Below are 15501 nucleotides of genomic sequence, written 5' to 3' on the forward strand. Positions count from 1 at the left end.
CGGATTTTTTCGATGTGACCGAGGCGGGTTCGGGTCCCGCTTCGGTGAGGCTTCGATTTCGGGTCTCTCTGCCTGCATCACTGACGTTAGAGGGGCAGTCTCAGGTTTCCCTCAAGACGCCCTCAAGCGTCGCTTGGGCTTGGGAGAGGAGATCATCAGCGAAAGGTCATGACATCCTCTAGCCATGCCTCTCATCGCTCTGACCGGCGGGATCGCCTCCGGGAAATCCACCATCGCGGCGCGGCTGAAGGCCCTCGGTGCCGTCGTCGTCGACGCCGACGCGCTGGTCCGCGAGGTGCAGCGCGCCGGCTCACCCGTGCTCGCTGCGATCGCCGCCGAGTTCGGCGACGACGTGCTGCGGCCTGATGGCGAGCTGGACCGGGCCGCGCTCGGAGCCCGCGTCTTCGGCGACCCGGCGGCGCTCGCCCGTCTGAACGGCATCGTCCATCCTGCGGTGCGCGAGGAGTCGGCTCGCCGGTTCGCTGCGGCGTTCGCCGACGACCCCGCGGCGGTCGTCGTCTACGACGTCCCCTTGCTGGTGGAGGCGCGTGTGGATGACCCGTGGGATCTCGTGGTCGTCGCCCACGCTCCGGCGGACGTTCGTCGACGCCGGCTCGTGGAGGTGCGCGGGATGACAGAGGAGGATGCCGCGGCACGCATCGGAGCGCAAGCCTCCGACGATCGTCGTCTCGCGATCGCCGATGTCGTGATCGACACCGGCGGGCAGCTCAGCGCGACGCAGGATCAGACGGACCGCCTGTGGGAGCGTCTGCGCGGTGCGTCGCCGCTCGGGCGTCAGCCGGGCGAGGACTGAGCGCCGGCGCGCAGGGTTCGCAGGCGTCGGCGTCGGCGCAGCAGCGCGATCGCCGCGACGACGAGCGCGATCAGAAGGACGCCGGCGAGTACCGGAACGAAGATCGCGGCCGCGACGAGGACGAATGCCGTGACGTCCTCGATCGTGGACACGACGGGTGCCGCGACGCCCGCGGTCGCAAGGTTCGCAACCGGGCGTACCGAGGCCTTCACAGCGTGAACGGCGAGCGCGATCACGACGCCCACCACGATGGGGACCCACGCGTTGTCGACGAACAGGGATGCCGGGTCGGTCGCCCGCACGGTCTCGCTGGTCGCGCCGGCCCCGAAGACGATCCCACCCGATGCGGGTCGGACGACCGTCTGCAGGACGTCGTTGATCGAATCGACCGCGGGCACCTTGTCGGCGACGATCTCCACGACCAGCAGCGCGCCGGTGATCCAGAGGGCCACGTCGCTCGACAGCCACGCCCAGGCGGTGGGAAGCTCCACGGCGGGGACGAAGCGATCGGCGAGGCCGAGGAGGAAGAGCGGCATCCAGGCGTTCAGGCCGGCGGCGGCCGCCAAGCCCGATCCGACGAGGAACTCGATCACGCCACCAGCGTACGCGGCGCCTCCGCATCCGACCCACGATGTCGGAGGTGCGGCCTACGCTGGAATGATGCAGCCCACGCGATCCGTCCGGCCCTTCGAGGTCGTCAGCGAGTACGCCCCGAGCGGCGATCAGCCGCAGGCGATCGCCGATCTGGCCGCCCGCATCAACGCGGGCGAGACCGATGTGGTCCTCCTCGGAGCCACCGGTACGGGCAAGTCGGCGACCACTGCATGGCTCATCGAACAGGTGCAGCGGCCGACGCTGGTGCTTGCGCACAACAAGACCCTCGCCGCCCAGCTGGCCAACGAGTTCCGCGACCTCATGCCCCACAACGCGGTCGAGTACTTCGTCAGTTACTACGACTACTACCAGCCCGAGGCGTACGTTCCGCAGACCGATACCTTCATCGAGAAGGACTCCTCGGTCAACGCCGAGGTCGAGCGGCTGCGCCACTCGACGACGAACTCGCTGCTGAGCAGACGCGATGTCGTCGTGGTGTCGACGGTGTCCTGCATCTACGGCCTCGGCGCGCCCGAGGAGTACATGCGCGCGATGGTCGCATTGCAGGTGGGTGAGCGGTACGACCGCGACGCGCTCATCCGCAAGTTCATCGCGATGCAGTACAACCGCAACGACGTCGACTTCTCGCGGGGCAACTTCCGTGTGCGGGGCGACACCATCGAGATCATCCCGGTGTACGAGGAGTACGCGGTGCGGATCGAGCTCTTCGGTGACGAGATCGAGGCGCTGTACATGCTGCACCCGCTCACGGGCGAGGTCGTGCAGAAGCTCGACAGTGTGCCGATCTTTCCGGCATCCCACTATGTCGCGGGGACCGATACCGTGCAGCGGGCCATCGGCACGATCGAGACCGAGCTGGCGGCACGGCTCGCGGAGCTCGAAGGCCAGGGCAAGCTCCTCGAGGCCCAGCGTCTTCGCATGCGCACGACGTTCGACCTGGAGATGCTGCAGCAGCTGGGGTTCTGCTCCGGCATCGAGAATTACTCGCGTCACCTCGACGGGCGCAGTGCAGGGGAGCCCCCGCACACGCTGCTCGACTTCTTCCCCGACGACTTCCTCATGGTGATCGACGAGTCGCACGTCACCGTGCCGCAGATCGGCGCGATGTACGAGGGCGACGCGTCCCGCAAGCGCACACTCGTCGACCACGGCTTCCGGCTTCCGAGCGCGCTCGACAACCGTCCACTGCGCTTCGACGAGTTCAAGCAGCGCATCGGACAGACCGTCTATCTGTCCGCGACGCCCGGCCGCTATGAGATGGGGATCGCCGACGGGGTGGTCGAGCAGATCATCCGCCCCACGGGCCTCGTCGACCCGCAGATCATCCTCAAGCCGTCGAAGGGACAGATCGACGACCTGCTCGAAGAGATCCGCCTCCGCGTCGAGCGCGACGAGCGGGTACTGGTGACCACGCTCACGAAGAAGATGGCCGAAGAGCTCACCGACTTCCTCGGTGAGCACGGTGTGCGCGTGCGCTACCTGCACTCCGACGTCGACACTCTCCGCCGCGTGGAACTGCTCACCGAGCTTCGTTCGGGCGTCTACGACGTGCTGGTCGGCATCAATCTCCTCCGCGAAGGCCTCGACCTGCCGGAGGTGTCGCTCGTCGCGATCCTCGACGCCGACAAGGAGGGCTTCCTCCGATCCGGGACCTCGCTCATCCAGACCATCGGCCGCGCGGCGCGCAACGTGTCGGGCGAGGTGCACATGTACGCCGACAACATGACCGACTCCATGCGAGCGGCCATCGAAGAGACCGACCGTCGCCGCGAGAAGCAGATCGCCTACAACACCGCACACGGCATCGATCCGCAGCCACTTCGCAAGAAGATCGCCGACATCACCGATGTGCTCGCCCGTGAGGCGTCTGACACGAAGGCGATGCTGTCGAAGAAGACGAAGTCCGGCAAGGGGAAGAGTCCCACGCCCGGACTCCGGCGGGAGGGCATCGCCGCGGAGGGTGCGAACCAACTGGAGGCGACGATCGAGGATCTGTCGAACCAGATGCTCGCCGCTGCGGGGGAGCTGAAGTTCGAACTCGCCGCGCGTCTTCGCGACGAGGTGCAGGACCTCAAGCGGGAACTCCGCGCCATGGAGCGTGCGGGGCACGCCTGAGCCGTCGCCCGGCCATTCGTCGGAGAAGGAACTTCCATGCAACAGCGCATCAGTCTCATCACCCTCGGAGTGGCGAAGTTGGAGCGCTCGCGCTCGTTCTACGCGGCGCTCGGATGGGAGCCGCACGACGCGTCCGTCCCGGGTGAGGTCGCGTTCTATCAGATGGGCGGGATGGTCCTCGCCCTGTGGTCACGTGACTCGCTCGCGGCCGACTCGGGCGTCGATGACGCCGGCGGGTGGGGAGGGATCACTCTCGCCTACAACGTGGAGACCGCTCAGGAGGTCGACGGCATCTTGCAGACGGCAAGGGATGCCGGGGCGCGTGTCGCTCGGGAAGCGGCGCGGACCGCGTGGGGCGGATACTCCGGAGTGTTCGTCGACCCCGACGGACATCCGTGGGAAGTCGCCGTCAATCCGGGGTGGAGGCTCGCCGCAGACGGGACGGTCTCTCTCGGCGGGCAATGACCTGCGCTGCGTCCTGACACTTCCCGGGCAGTGCTCGTCGGAAATGCTTACGGGCAGTGCATGAGCGGCTTGGGCCCGCTCCGATCGAAACTGTGCTGCGACATCGGCGCGCCGCACAAGGGGCAGGCCCGCTCGGTGCGTACAGGCTCCGGGTCAGTGTCGTACGGGCCGACCGAAGCGGGGCCCGCAACGCGGATGAGCCGGCTGTTGAGGTACGCATACCAGCCGCCGGCCTCCCGCACCCGCTCTCGCAGCGGCGGGCGTGATTCGCTTCGCGTCATGATGATTAGTGTACTAAGTAATTGCTACACTCGGCGCATGGATGAGCGTGCCGACCTCCTGAAGCTCGACAATCAGCTCTGCTTCGCTGTCGTGACGGCGGCCCGCAACGTCGTCGCGCTCTATCGACCGGTCCTCGAGCCGCTCGGTCTCACTCATCCGCAGTACCTCGTCATGCTCGCGCTCTGGGAGAGCGCACCGCGCTCGCTCGCCGGCCTCGCCGACGAACTGGCGATGGAGCCTGCCACCCTCTCGCCCCTCGTGAAGCGGCTCGAGGCGCAGGGGCGGGTCGTCCGCGCCCGCAGCGCCGACGACGAACGCGTGCTGGAGATCGGTCTGACCGCCGAAGGCCTGGCGCTGCGCGAGGAAGCGCTCGCTGTCCCCGAGCGCATCCTGGAGATCACGGGAATGGATGCCGCGGAGGTCGCCGCGTTGCGTGACGCCCTCGTGCGCTTTGCCGGCCCCCGGCGCTGACACCCGTCGGCGGGTGCTTCCGCGCACCTGCCGGAGCCGATGTCCGAGGCCCGACCTAGACTTGTCCGGTGCCCATTGTCCCCGTCGCCTCCCCGTCGAAACTCAGTGTCCGCGGTGCCCGCGTCCACAACCTGAAAGACGTCGACCTCGACCTCCCGCGCGATGCGCTCGTGGTGTTCACGGGCCTGTCAGGGTCCGGAAAGTCGAGTCTCGCGTTCGACACGATCTTCGCCGAAGGGCAGCGTCGCTACGTCGAGTCGCTGAGCTCCTATGCGCGTCAGTTCCTGGGGCAGGTCGACCGCCCCGACGTCGACTTCATCGAAGGGCTGAGCCCGGCGGTGTCGATCGATCAGAAGTCGACCAACCGCAATCCGCGCTCGACGGTGGGCACGATCACCGAGATCCATGACTACATGCGCCTCCTCTGGGCGCGGATCGGTGTGCCGCATTGTCCCGAGTGCGGCGAGCGTATCCAGCGACAGACCGTCCAGCAGATCGCCGATCAGCTGGCGGAACTGCCCGAGCGCACGCGATATCAGATCGTCGCGCCCGTCGTCACCCAGAAGAAGGGCGAGTTCGTCGACCTCTTCAAGGAGCTCTCCGCGAAGGGCTACGCGCGCGCCGTCGTCGACGGTGAGCTCGTGCAGCTGGCCGAGCCGCCGACACTGAAGAAGAGCTACAAGCACGACATCGCCGTCGTCGTCGACCGCCTCGTCGCCGCGCCGGATCTGCTCGGGCGGATCACCGATTCGGTCGAGACGGCGCTCGGGCTCGCGGGCGGGACCATGCAGGTCAACTTCGTCGACGAAGAGGGCGACGACGCGTGGCAGAACTACTCGGAGAAGCTGGCGTGTCCGAACGGTCACCCGCTCCAGCTCACCGAGATCGAGCCCCGCACGTTCTCCTTCAACGCGCCGTTCGGTGCCTGCCCGGCCTGTTCCGGGCTCGGCACCCGCATGTCCGTCGACGTCGACCTGCTCCTCGGTGACGAGGAGCTGTCGATCAACGAGGGGGCGATCCTGCCCTGGACGACGCAGGGGAAGGGGCTTTTCCAGTACTACGAGCGCCTGCTCGTGGGTCTCGCCGATGATCTCGACTTCTCCCTCGACACCCCGTGGCGCGACCTTCCCGATCGCGTGCAGGATGCCGTGCTGCGCGGCGAGAACTTCAAGGTCACCGTCCGCTGGAAGAACCGCTACGGCCGTGAGATGCGCTACACGTCCGGGTTCGAAGGCGTCATCCCGTACATCGAGCGGCAGTACACGCAGGCGGAGTCCGACACGCAGCGTCAGCGCTGGTCGGAGTATCTGCGCGAGGTGCCGTGCCCTGTGTGCAAGGGCGATCGACTCAAGCCGGAAGTTCTCGCCGTCCAGGTGCACGGACGCTCCATCGCGGATGCCTCTCGCATGAGTCTCGGCGAAGCGCAGACCTACTTCGCCGACCTCGAGCTCACCGATCGCGAGGCGCAGATCGCCGCGGCGGTGCTGCGGGAGATCCGCGCACGCCTCGACTTCCTCATCCAGGTGGGACTGAACTACCTCAGCCTGAGTCGGTCGGCCGGGTCTCTCTCGGGCGGCGAAGCCCAACGCATCCGCCTCGCGACCCAGATCGGCTCCGGCCTGACCGGAGTCCTGTACGTGCTCGACGAACCTTCGATCGGGCTCCATCAGCGCGACAACCGTCGCCTCATCGAGACGCTGGTGCGGCTGAAAGACCTCGGCAACACGCTCATCGTGGTCGAGCACGACGAGGAGACCATCGACGCGGCCGACTGGGTGGTCGACATCGGACCGCGCGCGGGCGTGCACGGGGGAGAGGTCGTGCACTCCGGGCCCCTGTCCTCGCTCCTCGACGATGAGCGTTCGATCACCGGCGCCTACCTCAGCGGACGCCGCGCGATCGAGACGCCCGCGCGCCGTCGCAAGATCGACAAGAAGCGCGTCGTCACCGTCGTCGGGGCACGGGAGAACAACCTCAAGAACGTGACGGTCGACTTCCCGCTCGGCGTGCTGACAGCCGTGACGGGAGTGAGCGGATCGGGCAAGTCGACGCTGGTCAACGGCATCCTGTACGAAGTCCTGGCGACGAAGCTGAACGGTGCTCGACGCGTGGCGGGCAAGCACACGCGGGTGACGGGGCTGGACAACCTCGACAAGGTGGTCCACGTCGATCAGGCTCCCATCGGGCGCACTCCGCGCTCGAACCCGGCGACATACACGGGCGTCTTCGACCGGGTGCGCACGCTGTTCAGCGAAACCCCCGAGGCGAAGGTCCGCGGATATCAGCCCGGGCGGTTCAGCTTCAACGTCAAGGGCGGTCGGTGTGAGGCGTGCTCGGGTGACGGCACGATCAAGATCGAGATGAACTTCCTGCCCGACGTGTACGTCGACTGCGAGGTCTGCCACGGCAAGCGGTACAACCGTGACACCCTGGCGGTGCACTACAAGGGCAAGAACATCGCCGAGGTGCTCGACATGCCGATCGCCGAGGCGGCGGAGTTCTTCGAACCCATCCAAGCCATTCACCGCTACCTGAAGACGCTGGTCGATGTGGGTCTCGGCTACGTGCGGCTGGGGCAATCGGCCACGACTCTCTCCGGCGGTGAAGCACAGCGGGTCAAGCTCGCCACCGAGCTGCAGCGGCGGTCCAACGGCCGCAGCATCTACGTGCTCGACGAGCCGACGACAGGTCTCCACTTCGAGGACGTCAGCCGCCTGCTCGAAGTGCTCGGCGGACTCGTCGACAAGGGGAACACGGTGATCGTGATCGAGCACAACCTCGATGTCATCAAGTCGAGCGACTGGGTGATCGATCTGGGGCCCGAGGGCGGCGCCGGCGGCGGCCAGATCGTCGCGACGGGCACCCCCGAGCAGGTGGCGGCGGTCAGCGAGAGCCACACCGGCGCATTCCTGGCCGAGATTCTCCCGGCGACGAGAGCGGCCACTGCGCGCAAGGCAGGTTGAGGTGGCGTCCGCGCTCCCGTACAAGCCGAAGCCGGGCGAGATCCCCACCAACCCCGGCGTCTACCGCTTCCGCGACGCCGACGGTCGCGTGCTCTACGTCGGCAAGGCGAAGAACCTGCGCGCCCGACTGTCGAACTACTTCGCACCCCTGCATACGCTCCACGAACGCACGCGGCGCATGGTCACGACGGCGGCGTCGGTCGAATGGACCGTCGTCGCGACCGACGTCGACTCCCTGCAGCTCGAGTACATGTGGATCCAGGAGTTCTCGCCGCCGTTCAACGTGCGATACAAAGACGACAAGTCGTACCCGTATCTCGCCGTCACGCTGGCCGACGAGGCTCCGCGCGTGATCGTCACACGAAATCGTCGGATCCCGGGAGCGAAGTACTTCGGCCCGTACCCGAAGGTCTGGGCCGTCCACGACACGATCGATCTCATGATCAAGGTGTTCCCCATCCGCACGTGCAGCGACGCCTCCTACAAGAAGGCGATGGCCACGGGACGCCCCTGTTTCCCCGGGCAGATCGGCCGCTGCGGGGGCCCGTGCTCCATGACGGTCACCGTGGCGGAGCACCGGGCCATCGTCGACGACTTCGTCGCCTTCATGTCCGGTGGCGACCAGCGCTTCACCCGCACCCTCACCGCGCGTATGAAAGAAGCCGCGGCGGCGATGGACTACGAGTCCGCCGCCGTCTACCGCGACAAGCTGCAGGCGATCGACGCCGTGCTCAACCGGAGCGCGCTCGTCTTGGCGGAGGACACGGATGCCGACCTGTTCGGCATCGACGAAGACGAGCTCTCCGCTGCGGTGCAGCACTTCGTCATCCGTGGTGGTCGTGTTCGCGGTGTCCGCGCGACGACGATCGACAAAGAGCTCGACATCTCGGGAGCTGAGCTCGTCGACCAGGTCCTCCAGCGCACCTACGGCGACGCGAGTCCGGCGGACATTCCCCGGCAGGTGCTGGTGCCCACGCTTCCCGACGACGCGAGCGAGCTGGAGGCGTGGCTGCAGTCACGCCGGGGCAAGCGGGTCACCGTGCAGGTGGCGCAGCGCGGGCGCAAGGCCGAGCTGATGAAGACGGCGACGCTCAATGCCCGACAGGCGCTGATGCTGCACAAGACCCGCCGGACGAGCGACTACACGGCTCGGACGCGCGCACTCACCGACTTGCAGGAAGCACTGGGGATGTCCGAAGCGCCCCTGCGCATCGAGTGCTTCGATGTGTCACACCTCGGCGGCACGAACGTCGTGGCATCCATGGTCGTCTTCGAAGACGGGCTCCCGCGCAAGGACCAGTACCGTTCGTTCGGCGTCCCGGAGACCACCGACGACACGGATTCCCTCTACCAGGTCCTTCGTCGCCGGCTCGCGCACATCGATGCGGACGAGCGCGAAGACCTGCCCGATCCGACGGCGGACGGCGACGACGAACCCGTCGTGACCGCCCGCAAGAGGCCGCGGTTCGCGTATCGGCCGCAGCTGCTCGTCGTCGACGGCGGGCAGCCGCAGGTCGAAGCCGCCGCACGAGCGCTCCGCGACGCCGGACACCAGGACATCGCGCTCTGCGGCATTGCGAAGCGGCTCGAAGAGGTGTGGCTCCCCGGCGACGACTTCCCCGTCATCCTGCCGCGCACCTCGGAGGCGCTCTACCTGCTGCAGCGCCTGCGCGATGAGGCGCACCGGTTCGCCATCACCCACCAGCGCAAGCGGCGCAAGCGTGACATCAGCTCGGTGCTCAGCGAGGTGCCGGGTCTCGGCGACGCACGGATCAAAGCACTCCTTCGTCACTTCGGCTCCGTGACTGCGCTGCGCAATGCGAGCCCCGAGGAGATCGCGGAGCTCCCGGGCATCGGCCCGACGCTCGCGGCGGCCATCCGCGGCCACCTGTCCGCGGGGTGAGGGGCCGCCACGGGCCTGCGACCAGTCGCTAGGCTGGATCTCACGAGAGAAGGGGCGCACGTGGCGGACGTGGCAGGCGAGGTCCTGATCGTCACCGGGATGTCCGGGGCGGGCCGCACGACAGCGGCCAACGCGCTCGAAGACATCGGCTGGTACGTCGTCGACAATCTCCCGCCCCTCATGCTGCGACCCCTCCTCGAGATGTCGGAGGCCGCGGCCGGAGCACTGCCGAAGGTGGCGGCGGTCGTCGACGTCCGCGGGCGCGATCTGTTCTCCGCGCTGCCCGCGGTCACCCAGGCTCTGCGTGGGGGGCGCTCGCTCCGCGTGCTGTTCCTCGACGCGTCCGACGACGTCCTGGTGAGGCGGTTCGAGTCCGTGCGCCGTCCTCATCCGCTGCAGGGCGACGGAACGATCCTCGATGGCATCCGTCGTGAGCGGGAACGGCTCGCCGTCGTCCGCGAGGGAGCCGATCTGATCGTCGATACGAGCGACCTCAACATCCACCAGCTCGCCACGCGCATCCTCGACATCTTCCGAGCCGAGGATCAGGCTCGTCACACCGTGACCGTGATGAGCTTCGGATTCAAGTACGGACTCCCCACCGACGTGGACCTCGTCGCCGACATGCGGTTCCTGCCCAATCCGTTCTGGGTTCCCGAGCTCAAGGCGCTGACGGGGGAGGACCCGGACGTGCGCGACTACGTGCTCGCCCAGGAGGGCGCGGTGGCGTTCATCGACGCGTACGCGCTCGCGCTGCGTCCGGTGCTGGAGGGCTACCAGCGGGAGAACAAGCAGCACTCGGTCGTCGCCGTCGGCTGCACGGGAGGCAAGCACCGGTCGGTCGTGACGGTGAAGGAGCTCGCGGCACGGCTCGCCGACGTGCCCGGTGTGGCCGTCCGCGTGAAACATCGCGACCTGGGCCGCGAGTAGGCTGGAACATCGTCGCGGAGGATCCCGCGCCCCCTTTCCCCACCCCTCGACCGAAGGACCGCCGTGCCCCTGACCGCTGACGTGAAGATCGAGTTGGCGGCGGTGCGCGACCCCCGGCCGACGGCCCGTGTGGCCGAACTGACGGCCCTGCTCCGGTTCTCCGGCGGCCTCCACTCCATCGCTGGACGCGTCGCGGTCGAGGCGGAACTCGAGAGCGAAGGCCTCGCTCGCCGTGTCGCGCGTGAACTCATGGAGATCTACGGCGTACGTCCGGAGCTCGCCCATGTGCAGGCGTCGGGGGGACGCGCGGGCGGGCACTTCGCCGTGCGTGTCATCGAGGGCGGCGAGACACTCGCCCGGCAGACGGGTCTTCTCGATCAGCGTCGTCGCCCGGTGCGAGGGCTTCCCAACCGTCTGACGACCGGCTCCCGCGGCGACCTCGCCGCCATCTGGCGCGGGGCATTCCTCGCGGCCGGCGCGCTCTCGGAACCCGGCCGGTCGGCGGCCCTCGAAATCGCGTGCCCGTCCCCCGAAGCGGCGATGGCGCTCGTCGGAGCGGCGCACCGTCTGGGTATCGCTGCGAAGGCGCGCGAGGTGCGTGGCGCACCCCGCGTCGTGGTGCGCGACGGAGAAGCGATCCGCGCCGCCCTCGCCGAGATGGGTGCGGCGCGCACCGCGAGTGCGTGGGAAGAGCTGCGCCAGCGCCGCGAGGTGCGTGCGGGCGTCAACCGTCTCGTGAACTTCGACGACGCGAACCTGCGGCGATCGGCGCAGGCCGCCGTCGCGGCGTGCGCACGCGTCGAGCGCGCCCTCGAGATCCTGGGCGACGAGGTCCCCGATCATCTGCGCGAAGCCGGCGACCTCAGACTCGCCCATCGCGACGCCAGCCTGGACGAACTGGGTCACCACGCCGACCCCCCGCTGACGAAGGATGCCGTCGCGGGTCGCATTCGCCGCCTCCTCGCGATGGCCGACAAGAAGGCCGCCGCCGACGGCATCCCCGACACCGAGTCCGCGGTGCCCGCCGGTCTCGAGGACTGAGGCGATTACACCCGCGTCACAGAGGGCGCAACCCGGTGCCGACCGGTCCAATCCTCAATAGGATTGAGATAAGCCCAGTCCGACACAGTGTCACCTCGTCGCGCTACGGCGCGGCACGACAGGAAGAAGAGAACATGGCGACCTATACGCTTCCCGAGCTCCCCTACGACTACGCGGCGCTGGAGCCCAGCATCAGCGGCAAGATCATGGAGCTTCACCACTCGAAGCACCACCAGGCGTACGTCACCGGGGCGAACACCGCTCTCGAGCAGCTGGCGGAGGCCCGTGACTCGGGCAACCTCGCCAACGTCAACAAGCTCGAGAAGGACCTCGCGTTCAACCTCGGCGGTCACGTCAACCACTCCATCTTCTGGACCAACCTTGCGCCGGCCGGCAACGGGGGAGGCGGCCAGCCCGAGGGCGAGCTGAAGGCGGCTATCGACGAGTTCTTCGGAAGCTTCGAGAAGTTCCAGGCGCACTTCACCGCGGCCGCGACCGGCATCCAGGGCTCCGGCTGGGCCGTGCTGAGCTGGGACCCGATCGGGGCCCGGCTGATCATCCAGCAGCTGTTCGACCAGCAGTCGAACACCGCTCAGGGCACGGTTCCGATCTTCCAGCTCGACATGTGGGAGCACGCCTTCTACCTGGACTACCTGAACGTCAAGGCCGACTACGTCAAGGCCGCCTGGAACATCGCCAACTGGGGCAACGTCCAGGCCCGCTTTGACACGGCTCGGGAGAAGACCTCGGGGCTGCTGGTACTGTCATGATCGTCACGGTCGTCGCTTCCTGACGACCTGGCCGGACGCCGTTGTCCACTGTTCGAATCGCAACAACCGCGCACTCGCGCACGACACACTCAGGAGAATTTCCGTGGCTGTCAAGATCGGAATCAACGGCTTCGGCCGCATCGGACGTAACTTCCTTCGCGCCGCGCTGGAGCAGGGTGCGGACCTCGACATCGTGGCGGTGAACGACCTCACCGACAACAAGACGCTCGCGCACCTGCTCAAGTACGACTCCGTCGGCGGCCGCCTGGACGCCGAGGTCTCCTACGACGCGGACTCGATCACCGTGAACGGTAAGTCCATCAAGGTGTTCGAAGAGCGCGACCCCGCGAACCTGCCCTGGGGCGAGCTCGGCGTCGACATCGTCATCGAGTCCACCGGCCGCTTCACCAAGGCGGTCGACGCCAAGAAGCACATCGACGGCGGCGCCAAGAAGGTCATCATCTCGGCTCCCGGCACCGATGTCGACGGCACGTTCGTCATGGGCGTGAACGACGACACGTACGACTCGGAGACGATGCACGTCATCTCCAACGCGTCGTGCACGACCAACTGCCTCGCCCCGCTCGCCAAGGTCTTCAACGACAACTTCGGCATCGAGCGAGGCTTCATGATGACGGCCCACGCCTACACGGCCGACCAGAACCTGCAGGACGGCCCGCACGGCGACCTGCACCGCGCCCGCGCCGCCGCGATCAACATCGTGCCGGCCTCCACCGGTGCGGCCAAGGCTATCGGCCTCGTCCTCCCGGAGCTCAACGGCAAGCTCAGCGGCTCGTCGTACCGCGTCCCGGTTCCCACCGGCTCGATCGTCGACCTGACGATCGTCACGCCGACCGAGGGCCTGACGGCGGAGGTCATCAACGCCGCCTACAAGAAGGCGGCCGAGGAGGGCGAGCTCGTCGGATACCTCAAGTACAACGAGGACGCGATCGTCTCCAGCGACATCCAGCTCGACCCGCACTCGTCGGTCTTCGACGCCGGTCTGACCAACGTGAGCGGCAACCTCGTCAAGGTGTCGTCCTGGTACGACAACGAGTGGGGCTACTCCAACCGCCTCGTCGACCTCACCGAGCTCGTCGCCGAAAAGCTCTGAGGTAGACCCGTGGCTCTGCGCACCCTCGATTCGCTGGGTTCGCTGGCCGGAAAACGCGTCATCGTCCGTGTTGACTTCAACGTTCCTCTCAAGGACGGCGTCATCACGGACGATGGTCGTGTCCGGGCAGCTCTCCCGACCCTGAACCATCTGCTCAATCAGGGGGCGCGCGTCATCGCCTGCTCCCACCTCGGCCGTCCCGACGGGGCGCCGGACGCGAAGTACAGCCTCGAGCCCGTCGCGCAGCGGCTGTCCGAACTGCTGGGCAAGCCGGTCGCGTTCGCGCGCGACACGGTCGGAACTTCGGCGCACGAGGCTGTGGATGCCCTCGAAGACGGCGACATCGCTGTGATCGAGAACCTCCGCTTCAACGCCGGGGAGACGGCCAAGGACGATGCTGCGCGTCGCGCCTTCGCCGAAGAGCTCGCGGCTCTCGGCGACGCTCTGGTCTCCGACGGCTTCGGCGTCGTCCACCGTAAGCAGGCGTCGGTCTACGACCTCGCCGAGCTCCTGCCGTCCGCCGCCGGCTACCTCATCGAGAAGGAGGTCGACGTGCTCGACCGCCTGACCGAGAACCCCGAGCGTCCGTACGCCGTGGTGCTCGGCGGCTCGAAGGTCAGCGACAAGCTGGGCGTCATCGAGCACCTGCTTCCGCGCGCGGACAAGATCCTGGTGGGCGGCGGAATGTTGTTCACGTTCCTCGCGGCGCTCGGTCACAAGGTGGGCAAGAGCCTTCTCGAAGCCGACCAGATCGAGACCGTGAAGCGCTACATCGCGACGGCGGAGGAGCGCGGCGTCGAGCTGCTGCTGCCGGTCGACGCGGTCATGGCATCCGGGTTCGCCGCAGATGCGGATCACGTGGTGGCGCGCGCAGACGCGCTGGAGGAGACGCCCTTCGGCGCCGACGGCATGGGCCTGGACATCGGTCCCGAGACCGCGATGCTGTTCGCGGACGCCGTGCGCGGCTCGAAGACGGTGTTCTGGAACGGCCCCATGGGAGTGTTCGAGATGCCCGCCTTCGCGGCAGGCACCCGCACCGTCGCCGAGGCTCTCACCCAGGTGGAGGGACTGTCCGTCGTCGGCGGTGGTGACTCGGCCGCGGCTGTGCGTCAACTCGGCTTCGCCGACGACGCGTTCGGACACATCTCGACGGGTGGCGGTGCCAGCCTCGAGTTCCTGGAAGGCAAGAAGCTCCCCGGATTGGAGATCCTCGGATGGCAGTGACGCGTACGCCCCTCATCGCCGGCAACTGGAAGATGAACCTCGACCACCTTCAGGCGGTCGCGTTCGTGCAGAAGCTGCACTGGACCCTGAAGGATGCCAAGCACGACGACGACTCGGTGGAGGTGGCGGTCTTCCCGCCCTTCACCGACATCCGCACGGTGCAGACGCTTCTCGACGCGGACAAGATCCCGTTCGCGCTCGGCGCGCAGGACGTCTCGACACAGGATGCCGGTGCATACACGGGGGAGGTGTCCGGCGCTTTCCTGAAGAAGCTGGACGTCCACTACGTGATCATCGGCCACTCCGAGCGGCGTGAGTATCACCACGAGACCGACGAGGTCGTGGCCGCCAAGGTCAAGGCCGCGCTGAAGCACGGTCTCGTCCCCGTGATCTGCGTGGGCGAGACTCTCGAGCAGCGCGAGGAGTCCGGTCCCACGGCCGTCTCCGTGGCCCAGCTCCGTGCGGCGCTGGAGGGCGTGGCCGCGGATGCCGACATCGTCGTGGCCTACGAGCCGGTCTGGGCGATCGGCACCGGCCAGGTCGCCTCGCCCGAGCAGGCCCAGGAGGTCTGCGTCGCGCTGCGCGCCGTCATCGCCGAAACGCTCGGTGCCGATGCGGCCGAGCGCACGCGCGTGCTGTACGGCGGTTCGGTGAAGTCGGGCAACATCGCGAGCTTCATGCGCGAACCCGACGTCGACGGCGCACTCGTCGGGGGAGCCAGCCTCCTCGCCGACGAGTTCGCCGCGATCATCCGCTACCAGAAGCACGTCGGGGTCTGATCCCGGCCACCGGCT

General features: G+C 67.7%; 14 protein-coding genes. 12 read left to right on the plus strand and 2 right to left on the minus strand.

All coding sequences use genetic code 11. From position 1 onward, the window contains the following. The first annotated feature begins 184 nt into the window (after positions 1-184). Positions 185-814: a dephospho-CoA kinase gene (coaE, locus tag ACSQ18_RS05980; protein ID WP_436036226.1), complete on the plus strand. Its 630-nt coding sequence runs from the start codon at positions 185-187 to the stop codon at positions 812-814. On the opposite strand, the gene ACSQ18_RS05985 is transcribed toward coaE, so the two are convergent. Then, complete coding sequence (locus ACSQ18_RS05985) at positions 796-1407, minus strand: DUF4126 domain-containing protein (protein ID WP_436036227.1); 612 nt, start codon at positions 1405-1407, stop codon at positions 796-798. The two genes, coaE and ACSQ18_RS05985, sit on opposite strands and share 19 nt — an antisense overlap. A 67-nt stretch (positions 1408-1474) precedes the next feature. On the opposite strand from ACSQ18_RS05985, the gene uvrB reads away from it, so the two are divergent. After that, on the plus strand, positions 1475-3544 hold the full coding sequence (gene uvrB, locus ACSQ18_RS05990; protein WP_144807685.1) for an excinuclease ABC subunit UvrB: 2070 nt from the start codon (positions 1475-1477) through the stop codon (positions 3542-3544). Between the two features lie 36 nt (positions 3545-3580). Continuing rightward, positions 3581-4009, plus strand: coding sequence for a VOC family protein (locus tag ACSQ18_RS05995; RefSeq protein WP_436036228.1), 429 nt, complete (start codon positions 3581-3583; stop codon positions 4007-4009). Between the two features lie 47 nt (positions 4010-4056). Here the strand turns inward: ACSQ18_RS05995 and ACSQ18_RS06000 are convergent, their stop codons facing one another. Next, positions 4057-4290, minus strand: coding sequence for a hypothetical protein (locus tag ACSQ18_RS06000; RefSeq protein ID WP_301039843.1), 234 nt, complete (start codon positions 4288-4290; stop codon positions 4057-4059). 37 nt (positions 4291-4327) lie between these two features. Between ACSQ18_RS06000 and ACSQ18_RS06005 the strand changes: the two genes are divergently transcribed. The 9 genes from ACSQ18_RS06005 to tpiA all read left to right on the plus strand — a co-directional run bounded on the left by ACSQ18_RS06005 (position 4328) and on the right by tpiA (position 15486). Further along, positions 4328-4762, plus strand: a complete 435-nt coding sequence (locus ACSQ18_RS06005) for a MarR family winged helix-turn-helix transcriptional regulator (protein ID WP_436036229.1) — start codon at positions 4328-4330, stop codon at positions 4760-4762. A gap of 68 nt (positions 4763-4830) precedes the next feature. Next, positions 4831-7725, plus strand: coding sequence for an excinuclease ABC subunit UvrA (uvrA, locus tag ACSQ18_RS06010; RefSeq protein ID WP_436036230.1), 2895 nt, complete (start codon positions 4831-4833; stop codon positions 7723-7725). A 1-nt stretch (position 7726) separates the two neighbouring features. After that, positions 7727-9628, plus strand: a complete 1902-nt coding sequence (uvrC, locus tag ACSQ18_RS06015; RefSeq protein ID WP_436036231.1) for an excinuclease ABC subunit UvrC — start codon at positions 7727-7729, stop codon at positions 9626-9628. A 60-nt stretch (positions 9629-9688) separates the two neighbouring features. Further along, a complete protein-coding gene (rapZ, locus tag ACSQ18_RS06020; protein ID WP_436036232.1) occupies positions 9689-10558 on the plus strand; it encodes an RNase adapter RapZ in 870 nt (289 codons plus the stop codon). Positions 10559-10621: 63 nt separating this feature from the next. Next, complete coding sequence (gene whiA, locus ACSQ18_RS06025) at positions 10622-11599, plus strand: DNA-binding protein WhiA (RefSeq protein ID WP_436036233.1); 978 nt, start codon at positions 10622-10624, stop codon at positions 11597-11599. A 134-nt stretch (positions 11600-11733) separates the two neighbouring features. Continuing rightward, positions 11734-12369, plus strand: coding sequence for a superoxide dismutase (locus ACSQ18_RS06030; RefSeq protein ID WP_436036234.1), 636 nt, complete (start codon positions 11734-11736; stop codon positions 12367-12369). Between the two features lie 103 nt (positions 12370-12472). Beyond that, on the plus strand, positions 12473-13483 hold the full coding sequence (gap, locus tag ACSQ18_RS06035; RefSeq protein ID WP_144807694.1) for a type I glyceraldehyde-3-phosphate dehydrogenase: 1011 nt from the start codon (positions 12473-12475) through the stop codon (positions 13481-13483). A 9-nt stretch (positions 13484-13492) separates the two neighbouring features. Further along, positions 13493-14707 (plus strand): phosphoglycerate kinase, encoded by a 1215-nt coding sequence (locus ACSQ18_RS06040; RefSeq protein WP_436036235.1) that lies wholly within the window; start codon positions 13493-13495, stop codon positions 14705-14707. Beyond that, the gene (tpiA, locus tag ACSQ18_RS06045) at positions 14698-15486 is read left to right on the plus strand and encodes a triose-phosphate isomerase (RefSeq protein WP_144807696.1); all 789 of its coding nucleotides are present in this window, start codon (positions 14698-14700) and stop codon (positions 15484-15486) included. Before ACSQ18_RS06040 ends, tpiA begins: the two co-directional genes overlap by 10 nt. The last annotated feature ends 15 nt before the right edge of the window (positions 15487-15501 follow it).

Origin of the sequence: Microbacterium sp. LjRoot45 (genome assembly GCF_964253325.1) — a bacterium.
GTDB lineage: Bacteria > Actinomycetota > Actinomycetes > Actinomycetales > Microbacteriaceae > Microbacterium.